The sequence below is a fragment of the Xanthomonas sp. LMC-A-07 genome, from assembly GCF_030208825.1.
Classification (GTDB): domain Bacteria; phylum Pseudomonadota; class Gammaproteobacteria; order Xanthomonadales; family Xanthomonadaceae; genus Xanthomonas; species Xanthomonas campestris.
The window spans coordinates 57,088-70,424 of the sequence record NZ_JARVTF010000012.1 but is presented as its reverse complement, the minus strand read 5'-3'; the positions used below and the strand labels follow the sequence as shown (position 1 = coordinate 70,424).

The window sequence follows — 13,337 nt, the reverse complement described above, 5'->3', positions numbered from 1 at the left end:
GCCCTCTTCTGCAGCAGGTCTGGGCTGCAGCCTGCGACCCGCCGCAGTGGCGCGGCAACGAGCCCCTTGCTGTGATGATTGATGCCGTGCAGACCGCATTGGCCACCCGTTATCCGTGGCTGTCGTTGCCTGCGTGTGGGCAACTTGCGCGCGCAGCGGCGTATGCGTGGCGGTAGCGAGATGCACGTGGCGCCGCACGCATTGCCGTGAGGTCTGCGTTGTCCAGCCCGACCCTGCCCGTTCTTTCAGCACTGTCAGGCGTCGGCGAATCAAGACGGCTGGACAGATGGGAGAGCTCGGTGTGGCGTCAGCGCAACACGCGTCCGTTCTCTGGCGCCAGTGACGTTGCGTTCGCCCAGAGTGTCCAGCACGCGCGCACCAAGCCCCGCTCGCACGCACGCCTACACGCCGCCGATCACTCCGCCTGCAGCAACCGCCGCAGTTGCGCCTTGAGCTGGCGGCCGTGTTCGTGGAAATAGCTGCGCTCGTCGCGCCAGGCGGGAAAGCGCTGTTCCACCTCGGCCCAGAACGCCGGCGAATGGTTGGCCTGCACCAGATGGCAGAGCTCGTGCACCAGCACGTATTCGAACGCCGAGGGGCGGCCGAGCACCAGCGCCAGGTCCAGTGCCAGCGAGCCGTCCGGTGCCAGCGAGCCCCACTGCGAGGACATCACCTTCAACCGCAGACGGGCAGGCGCGCGCGGTAATCCTGGCAGGTAGGTGGGCAGCCAGCGGCCGATATCGGCGCGCGCCTGCGCTTCGTAGAATTCCTTCAAGGTGCGCCGCAGCCCGGCATCCCCCAGGCGCGCCGGGACGTGGAACTGGGCGCCGTCATCGGTGATGTCGATGCGGGCATAGCGGCCGTCGTGCCAGCTCAACGGCAGCAACGCGCCGCGCAACGGCAGCAGGCCGGGCACGCCACGCTCCAGCGGCGGTAGCGCATCCACCTGCTGGTAGCGCGACAGCTGCGTGCTCAGCCAGTCCAGATGCGCGTGCAAAAAACGCTCGCCGGCCACCAGGCTTGCACGCAGCGGCAGGGTCAGCCGCGCGCCGCGTTCATCCACGCTGAGCTTGATGCGCCGCGCGCGTGGGTCGCGCACGCGCAGCACGACGATCTCGCGCCCTTCCACCTGCAGGCGCACGCAGTCGCGTTCGACGACCTGCGGTGCGGGTGCGATGAGGCGGCGGACAGGCTTGAACATGGCCACAGGATAGCGCTGCGATGTGTCAGCCGGTGAGACCGATCAGGCCTCGGCCTTGCTCAGCTTCAAGGCGTCTTCCAGCAACAGGAACAGGCGTCGCACTTCGGCGCTCATCAGCGCAAAGCGCGCGTCGAGTTCGGCACGTGCGCCGTCGCCTTCGCTGTGCTCGAGCTGGTCCAGTGCGCCATCGAGGAACTTGAGCTTGCGGATCACCAGATCGTCGCCGAGCACGAAGGACAGGTTGTCGTCCATCACCAGGGCCAGCTTGGTGACCTGCTTGCCGGCTTCCAGGTGCTTGTCGATCTCGTCGCCGCGCAATTCCTGATGCTGGCACTTGACCACCGCACCGCCTTCGATCGGGTCCTTCATCTCGCACTCTTCGCCCAGGCTCAGGCCTTCGGGCAGCGGTTCGCCGGCGATCCAGCCGGTGAGGATCGCACGCGGGGCGACTTCGGCATTCAAGGGCAGCGCCGGGAAGCTGCCGAGTGCGCCGCGGATCTCGCTCATCACGTTCTCGCCGCTCTTGCGGCTGGAGGTGTTGACCGCGATGTAGCCGTGCTGCAGGTCCAGGATGGCGTCGGTGCGCGAACTCTTGACGAAGGCACGCGGCAGCAGCTCATGGATCAGGTCGTCCTTCAGACGCTTGCGCGCTTTGCCACCCGGGCGGCGGCCTTCCTTCTCTTCGATCTCGGCCACCTTGCGCTCGAGCAGATCGTTCACCACCGCGCCGGGCAGGATCTTGTCTTCGCCGCCAACGGTGAGCCACAGGAAATCCTCAAGCCGGTGCGAGAGCACTTCGTGCTCGTCGCGGCCGAACGGGGAGATGAATCCGCGCGAGGTCATTTCCAGCGGGCCAACCGGCTTGAGCTGCACCTGCGGCAACAGCGTTTCGATTTCGGAAAAATCCAGGGTGGTCGGGAAGCGGAACAGCGTGAGATTGCGAAAGAACATGCGAAAGACCGAAGAGGAGGAAAGAAGGTGGCGCGGGAGTGAGGTGGTCGGTAACGGCGTCTGCGCTAGTCGCGCGCGTGCTCGGCAGCGCTGCCGGCCAACCAGCCAGCGGCATCGGGCAGCGGTGCGTCGGCGCCGCCGCCCAATCCCAGAAAATCAAATAACGTGCGGTCGGCCAGCTGCTCCGGACGCACATCGCCCAGCGCGCGGGCGATCTGGTCCACGCGGCCGGGCTGCTCGCGGTCCCACTGCTGCAGCATGCGCCCGACCTGCTGACGCTGCAGGTTTTCCTGGCTGCCGCACAGGTTGCAGGGAATGATCGGGAACTGGCGGGCCTGCGCGTAGGCGGCGATGTCGGCCTCGCGCACATAGGCCAGCGGGCGGATCACCACATGCGCGCCGTCGTCGCTGCGCAGCTTGGGCGCCATCGCCGCGAGCCGGGCGTGGTGAAACAGGTTCATGAAAAAGGTCGCCACGATGTCGTCGCGGTGATGGCCCAGCGCAATCTTGGTCACCCCGTGCGCCTGCGCGTAAGCGTAGAGCGCGCCACGGCGCAGCCGCGAGCACAGCGAACACATCGTCTTGCCCTGCGGGATCACCCGGCTGACCACCGAATAGGTGTCCTGTTCGATGATGTCGAACGGCACCTGCTGGGCGCGCAGGTAGGTGGGCAGCACGTCGGCGGGAAAGTCCGGCTGCTTCTGGTCCAGGTTCACCGCCACCAGCGTGAACGGCACCGGGGCCTTGCGCTGCAGCTGCAGCAGCATGTCCAGCAAGGTGTAGCTGTCCTTGCCGCCGGACAGGCAGACCATCACCTTGTCACCGGGGGCGATCATGCCGAAATCGGCAATCGCCTGGCCCACCGCGTGGCGCAGCCGCTTGGCCAGGCGCAGCGGCTCGCGCTGCAGCCGCGGGGTGCGCGGCGCGGGATCGGCCAGGGGAAGCGGCAGCGGCAGGACAGCGGTCATAAGCCGGCCATTGTAGCTGGCCGGACCGCCGCTGCCTGAGCGCCGGCCCGCTGGCGCGGCGTGACCGCGCCGATGCCGGCGATGGCCGTCGCGCCTGCCTTGGCGGCGGCCGGCCACTGGCAGCCCCGCCCCCTGCGGCGATTGTGTGACAGCGCACGCGGCCGCGCTGCGCATCTCGCAGCGCAGCAAGCCTTTCTGGCGCGGGCTGGGTAAAGTCGCCCGGACCGTTCGACGCAGGATCGGCATGACCCACTCGGCTTCGCTCCATGGCGCGGCTTTTTTCAGTCGCAGTTTTGGTAGCGCTAACATTGTGCAGTCCCCGAGCGTGCGCTGCATGCAACCCTGCTCCGCGCGCAGCACCGTCACGGCGTTGCGCGCAGCCCCATTGCCCTCTCCCTCTGCAGGAGCTTGACCCCATGAGCAACACCGTTTTCATCGGCGCGAAAGAATATTTCCCCGGCATCGGCAAGATCGGCTTCGAAGGCCGCGATTCGGACAACCCGCTCGCGTTCAAGGTCTACGACGCCAACAAGCAGGTCGCCGGCAAAACCATGGCCGAGCACCTGCGCTTTGCAGTGGCCTACTGGCACAGCTTCTGCGGCAATGGCGCCGATCCGTTCGGCCCGGGCACGCGTGCGTATCCGTGGGATGTAGGCAACACCGCGCTGGCGCGTGCCGAAGCCAAGTCCGATGCCGCGTTCGAATTCTTCACCAAGCTCGGCGTGCCGTACTACTGCTTCCACGACATCGACCTGGCGCCGGATGCGGACGACATCGGCGAGTATGAAAACAACCTCAAGCACATGGTGGGCATTGCCAAGCAGCGCCAGGCCGACACCGGCGTCAAGCTGCTGTGGGGCACCGCCAATCTGTTCTCGCACCCGCGCTACATGAATGGTGCCTCCACCAATCCGGACTTCAACGTCGTGGCGCGCGCTGCGGTGCAGGTCAAGGCCGCGATCGATGCCACGGTGGAGTTGGGCGGGGAAAACTACGTGTTCTGGGGCGGCCGCGAAGGCTACGCCTGCCTGCACAACACGCAGATGAAGCGCGAGCAGGACAACATGGCGCGCTTCCTCACCCTGGCACGCGACTACGGCCGTGCGATTGGCTTTCAGGGCAACTTCCTGATCGAGCCCAAGCCAATGGAGCCGATGAAGCACCAGTACGATTTCGATAGCGCCACGGTGATCGGCTTCCTGCGCCAGCACGGCCTGGACCAGGATTTCAAGCTCAACATCGAAGCCAACCACGCCACGCTGTCGGGCCACAGCTTCGAGCACGACCTGCAGGTGGCCAGCGATGCCGGCTTGCTTGGCAGCATCGATGCCAACCGCGGCAACCCGCAGAACGGCTGGGATACCGACCAGTTCCCGACCGACCTGTACGACACCGTCGGCGCGATGCTGGTGGTGCTGCGTCAGGGCGGGCTGGCCCCGGGCGGGCTGAACTTCGATGCCAAGGTGCGGCGTGAATCGTCCGACCCGCAGGACCTGTTCCTGGCCCACATCGGCGGCATGGACGCGTTCGCACGTGGGCTGGAAGTGGCCGACGCACTGCTGACCTCTTCGCCGCTGGAAACCTGGCGCGCGCAGCGTTACGCCAGCTTCGACAGCGGCGCGGGCGCAGACTTTGCCAACGGCACCAGCACGTTGGCGGATCTTGCCACGTACGCCACCGGCAAGGGCGAGCCGACGCAAGTCAGCGGCCGCCAGGAAGCCTACGAGAACCTGATCAATCAGTACCTGACGCGTTGATGCCTCGCTAATGCTCGCCCAGTGCATCGGGCGAGCGTGCAATGCCGTGACGCTGGCGACAGCGTTTACGGCCCGGCGGAGGGCTGCTCTGCCGCCTCGGCTGCCGGTGCAGCCACCGAATCCCGCTTGACCAGCAGGTGTGCGACCACATGATCGACCATCGTCCGCGCGGGCCGCTCCTTGGCGCGAATCGTCTTCAACAAGATGTCCAATGCGGCATCGGCCATGGCGGCGATCGGCTGCTGCACGGTGGTGAGTTCCGGCCACACCGCGGTGGCGGCGGAGGTATCGTCGAAGCCGACCACCGACAGATCTCGCGGCACATCCAGCCCACGCCGGTGCGCGACCGAAATCGCAGCGGCGGCCATGTCGTCGTTGCTGGCGAAGATCGCGCTGGGGCGCCGCTTGCGCGCAAGCAATTTTTCGGCCGCAAGCAGACCCGAGCGGTAGGTGTAGTCGCCGGGTTGCACCAAGTGACGATCCAGACGCAGGCCGGCATCGGACAGCGCGGCCTGGAATCCCTCAAAACGCCGCGTGCTGGCCGACAGGTTCGGGTGGCCGGCGATATAGCCGATGCGCGTGTGGCCCTGCGCGATCAGATGCTCGGTGATTTCCTTGGCAGCGGCGAATTCGTCGATGCGCACACAGGCCACATCCGGGCTGAAATGGTTGGAGGCGATCGCCACCACCGGCACCTTGGCACGCACCAGTTCCAGCACCGCCGCCTTGGATTCGCACAGCGGCGGCGGCAGGATCACACCGGCCACGCCCTTGGCGAGTTTGCGTGCAGCCTTGCGCTCGGCATCGGCGTCCAGATCGTCCCAGCAGTCGATGACCAACTGGATCGAGGTGCGCGAGGCCACACGCAACACGCCGAGCAGCAATTCGCGCAGATACGCACCGCTGGGGTCGCTGTAGATCAACGCGATGCGCGTGCTCTGCGCGGCAGCCAACGCGCTGGCAGCGAGGTTGGGGGTGTAACCCAGTTTGTCGACTGCGCGCATGACGCGCGCGCGCGTGGCATCACGCACATTGCCGTTGCTGTTGACCACGCGCGATACCGTCATCGGCGAGACCTTGGCCAGCGCTGCCACCTCGTTGATGGTGATCGCACGGCTGGTGCGGCGGACCGATTTCCTGACCTTCTCCAAGCGTGGCCTCTTCAAATGGCTGACGAACATGCGGTATGCAAGCGCACCGCGGCGCTGGTGCAGCGGCGAGCAACGCGCTTGGCTGTGCATCGCATGGTACCGGGAAGCAGGCAGAGCGGCGACCGGCACGCACATCACGATCAGGCAACCGGATGCAAGGTATGAGCGCACGCATGACCAGGAAATTTGTGCGGCGCACGCAGGCCGCCTGCGCGCATTGGCTGCTGCTGGCGTTGCTGGTGTGCAGCGCGGTGTTGCCGGCGATGACCGCGCATGCCGAGGACGGCTACGATTTATGGTTGCGCTACCATTTATTGCCCGATGCGGCACAGAAGCAAGGCAGCGCGCGCGAATTGGTCGTGCTGGGCGCAACGCCCACGCTGCAGGCGGCCGGTGACGAGCTGCAGCGCGGCCTGCACGGTCTGCTCGGTGTGGCGCCGGCGCTGACGCAAGCCGCCACGCGCGATGGCGCGATCGTGCTGGGGACCGCGCAGACACCGCAGATTGCCGCGTTGGGCCTGGCAACCCAGGCGCTGGGGCGCGAGGGTTACCTGATCCGCAGCACGCGCGTGGATGGTCACCAGGCGACGGTGATTGTTGGCGGCAGCGATGTGGGCGTGTTGTACGGCGCGTTCCATCTGCTGCGGCTGGTGCAGACCGGGCAGTCGCTGAGCGCGCTGGATCTCCGGCAGACGCCACGGCTGCAGCTGCGCCTGCTCAATCACTGGGACAACCTGGATGGCGTGGTGGAGCGCGGCTATGCCGGCGCCTCCTTGTGGAACTGGCAGACGCTGCCCGGCTACCTGGACCCGCGCTACACCGACTACGCACGCGCCAACGCCTCGCTCGGCATCAACGGCACGGTGCTCAACAACGTCAACGCCAAAGCGTGGAGCCTGACGCCGCAGTATCTGGACAAGGCCGCGGCGCTGGCCACGGTGTTTCGCCCCTATGGCATCCGCGTGTTTCTCAGCGCGCGCTTCAGTGCGCCGATCGAGATTGGTGGCTTGAAGACCGCCGACCCACTGGACCCGCAGGTGCAGCGTTGGTGGCGTGAAACGGCCGATGCGATCTATGCGCGGATCCCTGATTTTGGCGGGTTTTTGGTCAAGGCCAATTCCGAAGGCCAGCCGGGCCCGCAGGATTACGGCCGCAGCCACGCCGACGGTGCCAACCTGCTTGCCGATGCGCTGGCGCCGCACGGCGGCGTGGTGATGTGGCGTGCGTTCGTCTATTCGCACGAGCAGCCGGACGACCGCGCCAAGCAGGCCTATAGCGAATTCCTGCCGCTGGATGGCGCGTTCCGCGACAACGTGATCGTGCAGGTGAAGAACGGTGCGATCGATTTCCAGCCGCGCGAGCCGTTTCACCCGTTGTTCGGTGCAATGCGCAAGACGCCGCTGATGCCGGAGTTCCAGATCACCAAGGAATATCTGGGCTTCTCTACGCATGTGGCCTACCTGGGCAGCCTGTTCTCCGAAACGCTGCAGGCCGATACCTATGCGCGCGGCAAGGGCTCGACCGTGGCAAAGACGGTCGATGGCAGCCTGTTCAAAGCCACCACGCGCTCGCCACTGACCGGGATTGCCGGGGTGGCCAACATCGGTGCGGATCGTAACTGGAGTGGCTCGATCTTCGACCAGGCCAATTGGTATGCGTTTGGGAGGCTGGCCTGGGATCCAGACCTGCGCCCGGAAGCGATCGCGCAGGAATGGGTGCGCATGAGCTTCTCCAACGACAGCGCGGTGGTCACGCCGGTGGTGGACCTGTTGCTGCGCTCGCGCGAGGCGGTGGTGGATTACATGACCCCGCTCGGCCTGCATCATCTGATGGGGCGTGGCCATCATTACGGCCCGGCGCCGTGGGATGCCGGCAGCGAGCGCCCGGACTGGGACCCGGTGTATTACCACCGCGCCGATCGCAACGGGATTGGATTTGATCGCAGTGCCAGTGGCAGCAATGCGGCTGCGCAATATGCCGCGCCGGTGGCGCGCGTGTTCGGCAACGTGCAGCGCGTGCCCGAGCCTTACCTGCTGTGGTTCCACCACGTGCCATGGGACCACCGCATGGCCTCGGGGCGGCCGCTGTGGGACGAGCTGGTCTGGCATTACGACCACGGCGTGGATGAAGTGCAGCAGATGCGTGAAACGTGGCAGCAGCTGCACGGCCGCATCGATGCGCAGCGTTACCAACAGATCGCAGCGTTCCTGGCGATCCAGCAGGACGAGGCGCAGTGGTGGCGCGATGCCAGCGTTGCGTATTTCCAGCAGGTGTCCGGCCGTGCGTTGCCGGCTGGCACGGCGCCACCGGCGCATCCGCTGGCGTACTACCAGGCGCTGAAGTTTCCATACGCACCGGGGAACCCGAAATGAGTGCACGGACACGGGTGGCATTGATCGCGGCGCTGGGCGTGTTGCTCGCACCTTCCCATGCAGCGGCGGCCGATGCGCCATTGCTGCATGCGTTATTCCAGCCGCACATGGTGCTGCAACGTGATGCGCCGATCCGGCTGTGGGGCGATGCGCCGGCCGGCGAACAGGTGACGCTGCGCCTGGGCGAGCAGCAGGTGCAGGTGCGTGCCGACCGCCAGGGACATTGGCAGGCACGCCTGCCGGCGCGTGGCGCCGGTGGCCCTTACACGCTGAGTGCGCGCAGTGCAGGCGGCGTGACCCAGCAACTGGACGATGTGCTGGTGGGCGATGTCTGGCTGTGCTCGGGCCAGTCCAACATGGAGCTGCAGGTGCATCGCACGCTGGATTCCCGCAGCGAAATCGCCGACGCCGATCACCCCAGCATCCGCATGTTCAAGGTGCCGGCGCAGTCCAGCCCGACCCCGCAACGCAGCTTCGGGGGCGCTGCCGTCTGGGAGCCCACCACGCCTGAGACGGTGAAGGATTTTTCTGCGGCTTGCTATTACTTCGCACGCGAACTGCAGAAAACCGTGGCGGTGCCGATGGGCCTGATCAATGCTTCGTGGGGCGGCTCGCAACTGCAGGCGTGGATCGGCGACGCCGCACTGCGCGCGGCCGGCGACGATGGCCCCGCACTGGACGTGCTGGCGCGTTACGCCACCAGCCCGACCGATGCCGCGCCACGCTGGGGCAGGTTGTGGGAAACCTGGTGGCGTGCGCATGGCGATGGCGCGCCGTGGCAGCCGGATGCGCCGGGCGCATGGCAGCCCGCGCCAGCCACGCTCGGTGCCTGGGACGAGTGGGGCGTGCCGCAGCTGGTCGGTTTCAACGGCATGGTCTGGTACCGCAGCACTGTCGAGCTGACCGCGGCGCAGGCCGCGCAGGACGCCACGCTGCTCCTCGGGCCGGTGGACGAACTGGACCAGACCTGGGTCAACGGCCATGCGGTGGGCAGCAGCTACGGCGCCGACCAGCCGCGCCGCTACAGCGTGCCACGCGGGCAGCTGCAGGCCGGGCGCAACAGCATTGTGCTCAACGTGCTCAATACCTATCGGCGTGGTGGGTTACTGGGCGATGCGTCCTCGCGTGCGCTGCAGTTTGCCGACGGCAGCCGCGTGCCGCTGGACCGCCCCTGGCAGTACCAGCTCGTGCCGCCTGCAGTGGGCATGCCGCCCCGTGCTCCCTGGTCGTCGGCGGCCGGGCTGACCACCTTGTACAACGGCATGATCGCCCCGCTCGGCCAGCTGGGCCTGCGCGGCGTGCTCTGGTACCAGGGCGAATCCAATGCCGGCGATGCAGTGCACTACCCGGCCTTGCTCGACGCCTGGCGGCGCGACTGGCGGCAGCGCTTCGGCGCGCAATTGCCGCTGCTGGTGGTGCAGCTGGCCAACTACGGCATGCCGCCTACCGAACCGGTGGAAAGCGGCTGGGCGCAGCTCCGCGAGGCGCAGCGCCGCTTCGTGGCCGGCGATGCGCATGCCGGGCTGGCGGTGGCCATCGATATCGGCGACCGCTACGACATTCATCCGGCCAACAAGCAGGAGCTGGGCCGCCGCCTGGCACGTGCAGCGCGCAAGGTGGTGTATGGCGAGGCGATTGCCGCTTCCGGCCCGGTACCGCGCGATGTGCAACGCGATGGCGAGGCACTGCGCGTGCGCTTCGATGCCGTGGACACCGCCTTGCAAAGCTACAGCGCCAGCGCGCCGATCGGCTTCGAGGTCTGCGGCGCGGCCAGCGGCAGTTGCCGCTACGCGCCGGCCAGCGTGCACGGTGACACCGTGACGCTGCGCGTGCCGGCCGACCTGCAGGCCACGCGCGTGCGCTACTGCTGGGCCGACAGCCCGGTGTGCACCTTGTACGACCGCAGCGGCCTGCCTGCAGGCCCGTTCGAACTTCCCATCACTGCCGCCACTTCCCGATGAGCGAGACCCCGATGTCACAGACCGTCGACTCCCCCTCCCCGCTGCAAGGCTCGGCCCGCGATCGCGAGATCGTCGAGGCACGCGTCATCGTCACCTGCCCGGGGCGCAACTTCGTCACCTTGAAGATCCGCACCCGCTCGGGCATCACCGGGCTGGGCGATGCCACGCTCAACGGCCGCGAACTGGCGGTGGCGGCGTACCTGCAGGAACACCTGGTGCCGAACCTGATTGGCCGCGATGCCGGGCGTATCGAGGACATCTGGCAGTTCTTCTACCGCGGTGCGTACTGGCGGCGCGGGCCGGTGACGATGAGCGCGATTGCCGCGGTGGACGTGGCGTTGTGGGACATCCTGGGCAAGATGGCCGGCCTGCCGCTGTACCAGTTGCTGGGCGGGCGCTCGCGCGAAGGCGCGCTGGTCTACGGCCACGCCAACGGCCGCGACATCGCCGAAACCAGCGACGAGGTGGGCCGCTTCCGCGAGATGGGCTTTATCGCCATCCGCGCGCAATGCGGCGTGCCCGGCATCAAGAAGACCTACGGCATCTCCAGCGGCGGCAAGCCGTACGAGCCGGCCGAGAGCGAACTGCCCACCGAAACCGTGTGGTCCACGCCGCGCTATCTGGGGGTGGTGCCGAAGTTGTTCGAGCAGCTGCGCGCCGACCACGGCGATGAAATCGAATTGCTGCACGATGCGCATCACCGCCTCACGCCGATCGAAGCCGCGCGGCTGGGCCGCGACCTGGAGCCGTACCGCCTGTTCTGGCTGGAAGACGCCACCCCGGCGGAGAACCAGCGCGCGTTCGAAGTGATTCGCCAGCACACGGTGACGCCGCTGGCGGTGGGCGAGGTGTTCAATTCGCTCTGGGACTGCAAGCACCTGATCGAGCAACAGCTGATCGACTACATCCGCACCACCATTGTCCATGCCGGCGGCATCACGCATGTGCGCAGGCTGGCCGATTTTGCCGCGCTGCATCAGGTGCGCACCGGCTTCCACGGCGCCACCGATCTGTCGCCGGTGTGCATGGGCGCGGCCCTGCACTTCGACACCTGGGTGCCCAATTTCGGCATCCAGGAATACATGTTCCATTCCGACGAGGCCAATGCGGTGTTCCCGCACGACTACGTGTTCCGCGACGGGCGCCTGCATTGCGGGGAGACGCCCGGGCATGGCGTGGACATCGATGAAACCCTGGCCGCGAAGTATCCCTACGTGCCCAAGCAGTTGCCGATCGCGCGTCTGGAAGATGGCGCGATGTGGGACTGGTGAGGCGCATGCGTGCCTTACTGCTGGCTGTAAGCGTGGCGTTGGCCGCCCCGCTGGTGGCGCATGCGCAGCCGGCAGCGCCGAAGCAGGCCGTGGCGTTCGACTGGTTCGAGTACCGCGGCGATGACCCGGTGTTCGCCACGCCACTGCCGGCTGGGCATTACCGCAATCCGATCCTGGCCGGGTTCTATCCCGACCCCAGCATCACGCGGGTGGGCGAGCGCTATTACCTGGTCAATTCCACCTTTGCGTATTTCCCGGCGATTCCGGTGTTCGAGAGCACGGACCTGGTGCATTGGACGCAGGTCGGCAATGTGGTCGAGCGGCGTGAGCAGCTCGATTACGATGGCCTGGGCGTGTCGCGCGGCATGTTCGCCGCCAGCATCCGCCACCATGCCGGGCGGTTCTATGTGGTGGGCACCGCGGTGGATAGCGGCGGCAACTTCATCGCCAGCGCAACCAGTGCGGCCGGGCCGTGGTCCACGCTCAGCTGGTTACCCGGCGTGGATGGCATCGACCCGTCGTTGTTCTTCGATACCGATGGCAGCGCGTACCTGCTCAACAACGGCCCGCCGGAAGGCACGCCGTTGTACGAAGGCCACCGCGCCATCTGGATGCAGCGGTTTGATCTGGCCACCAATCAGCCGCTGGGCCCACGCAAGGTGCTGCTCAACGGCGGCGTGGACCTGGCCAGCAAGCCGATTTGGATCGAAGGCCCGCACGTCTACCAACGCGATGGTTGGTACTACCTGTCGTGCGCCGAAGGCGGCACCGGGCCACAGCATTCGCAAGTAGTGTTGCGTAGTCGCAACGTGTGGGGCCCGTACGCGCCCGCGCCGCACAACCCCATCCTCACCCAGCGCGACCTGCCTGCCGGGCGCGCGCAGCCGATCAGCAATGCCGGCCATGTCGACCTGGTGGACACGCCCGACGGGCAGTGGTGGGCGGTGTTCCTGGCCAGCCGGCCGTATGCAGACGACCGTTACAACACCGGGCGCGAAACCTTCCTGCTGCCGGTGCAGTGGCGCGATGGCTGGCCGTCGATCCTGACGCCGGGCGCACCGATTCCCTACGTGGCCAAGGCACCGCACGGCACGCCGGCGCGCATCGACCAAGCGCCGTTGTCCGGCAACTTCACCTGGCGCGACGGGTTCGACAGCAGCACGCCGCAGCGCGAATGGCTGTCGTTGCGCGTGCCCAAGCGTGACTGGGCCGACCTGCGTGCACGCCCAGGCTGGCTCACCCTGCACGCCACACCGCAAGGACTGGCCAGCACCGGCAACCCTGCGTTTCTGGGGCGGCGCCAGCAGCACACGCACTTCACCGCCAGCACCGCGCTGGAGCTGCCAGCCGATGCGGGCATCAGCGCCGGCCTGGCCGCGGTGCAGAATTCCAACGCGTGGTACGCGCTGGGCGTACGCCGCGATGGCGATGGCGCGGAGGTCTTCGTGGACAAGCGCGACGGCACGCGCACCACCACCCTGGCACGTGCGCGCATCCCGGTCACCACCGCCCCATTGCGACTGCAGATCAGCGGCGATGGCGGGCGCTACAGCTTTGCCTTCGATGCAACCGGGCACGGCTGGCAATGGCTGCAGCGTCACGACGACGCCAGCATGCTGAGCACTGCACAGGCCGGCGGCTTTGTCGGCAGCACGATCGGGCCCTTCGCCCAGCTGGACCCAGACCGCACCAAGGAGGATTGAGC

9 protein-coding genes are annotated in these 13,337 nt (G+C 67.1%); 5 read left to right on the top strand and 4 right to left on the bottom strand.

Translation table 11 applies throughout. The features are described 5' to 3' along the window. Positions 1-415: 415 nt before the first annotated feature. From QRM89_RS13635 to ttcA, 3 genes are all read right to left on the bottom strand, one after another. Positions 416-1,201 carry a SprT family zinc-dependent metalloprotease gene (locus QRM89_RS13635; protein ID WP_228424415.1) on the bottom strand — a complete coding sequence of 262 codons (786 nt, stop codon included), beginning with the start codon at positions 1,199-1,201 and terminating at the stop codon, positions 416-418. Positions 1,202-1,243: 42 nt separating this feature from the next. Beyond that, complete coding sequence (locus tag QRM89_RS13630) at positions 1,244-2,152, bottom strand: recombination-associated protein RdgC (protein WP_014509525.1); 909 nt, start codon at positions 2,150-2,152, stop codon at positions 1,244-1,246. Positions 2,153-2,217: 65 nt separating this feature from the next. Next, positions 2,218-3,120 (bottom strand): tRNA 2-thiocytidine(32) synthetase TtcA, encoded by a 903-nt coding sequence (gene ttcA / locus QRM89_RS13625; RefSeq protein WP_115541525.1) that lies wholly within the window; start codon positions 3,118-3,120, stop codon positions 2,218-2,220. A gap of 416 nt (positions 3,121-3,536) precedes the next feature. Here ttcA and xylA point away from each other — a divergent pair, with 416 nt between their 5' ends. Then, positions 3,537-4,877: a xylose isomerase gene (xylA, locus tag QRM89_RS13620; protein WP_285448252.1), complete on the top strand. Its 1,341-nt coding sequence runs from the start codon at positions 3,537-3,539 to the stop codon at positions 4,875-4,877. Positions 4,878-4,942: 65 nt separating this feature from the next. On the opposite strand, the gene QRM89_RS13615 is transcribed toward xylA, so the two are convergent. After that, positions 4,943-6,028 carry a LacI family DNA-binding transcriptional regulator gene (locus QRM89_RS13615; protein WP_285448251.1) on the bottom strand — a complete coding sequence of 362 codons (1,086 nt, stop codon included), beginning with the start codon at positions 6,026-6,028 and terminating at the stop codon, positions 4,943-4,945. A 161-nt stretch (positions 6,029-6,189) separates the two neighbouring features. On the opposite strand from QRM89_RS13615, the gene QRM89_RS13610 reads away from it, so the two are divergent. The 4 genes from QRM89_RS13610 to QRM89_RS13595 are packed head-to-tail and all read left to right on the top strand — an operon-like array spanning position 6,190 to position 13,335. After that, positions 6,190-8,400: an alpha-glucuronidase family glycosyl hydrolase gene (locus tag QRM89_RS13610; RefSeq protein WP_285448250.1), complete on the top strand. Its 2,211-nt coding sequence runs from the start codon at positions 6,190-6,192 to the stop codon at positions 8,398-8,400. After that, on the top strand, positions 8,397-10,361 hold the full coding sequence (locus QRM89_RS13605; RefSeq protein WP_285448249.1) for a sialate O-acetylesterase: 1,965 nt from the start codon (positions 8,397-8,399) through the stop codon (positions 10,359-10,361). The genes QRM89_RS13610 and QRM89_RS13605 overlap by 4 nt, the downstream gene beginning before the upstream one ends. An 11-nt stretch (positions 10,362-10,372) precedes the next feature. After that, on the top strand, positions 10,373-11,632 hold the full coding sequence (gene manD / locus QRM89_RS13600; protein WP_011039173.1) for a D-mannonate dehydratase ManD: 1,260 nt from the start codon (positions 10,373-10,375) through the stop codon (positions 11,630-11,632). A 20-nt stretch (positions 11,633-11,652) separates the two neighbouring features. Then, positions 11,653-13,335, top strand: a complete 1,683-nt coding sequence (locus QRM89_RS13595; RefSeq protein ID WP_285448281.1) for a glycoside hydrolase family 43 protein — start codon at positions 11,653-11,655, stop codon at positions 13,333-13,335. Positions 13,336-13,337: the final 2 nt, after the last annotated feature.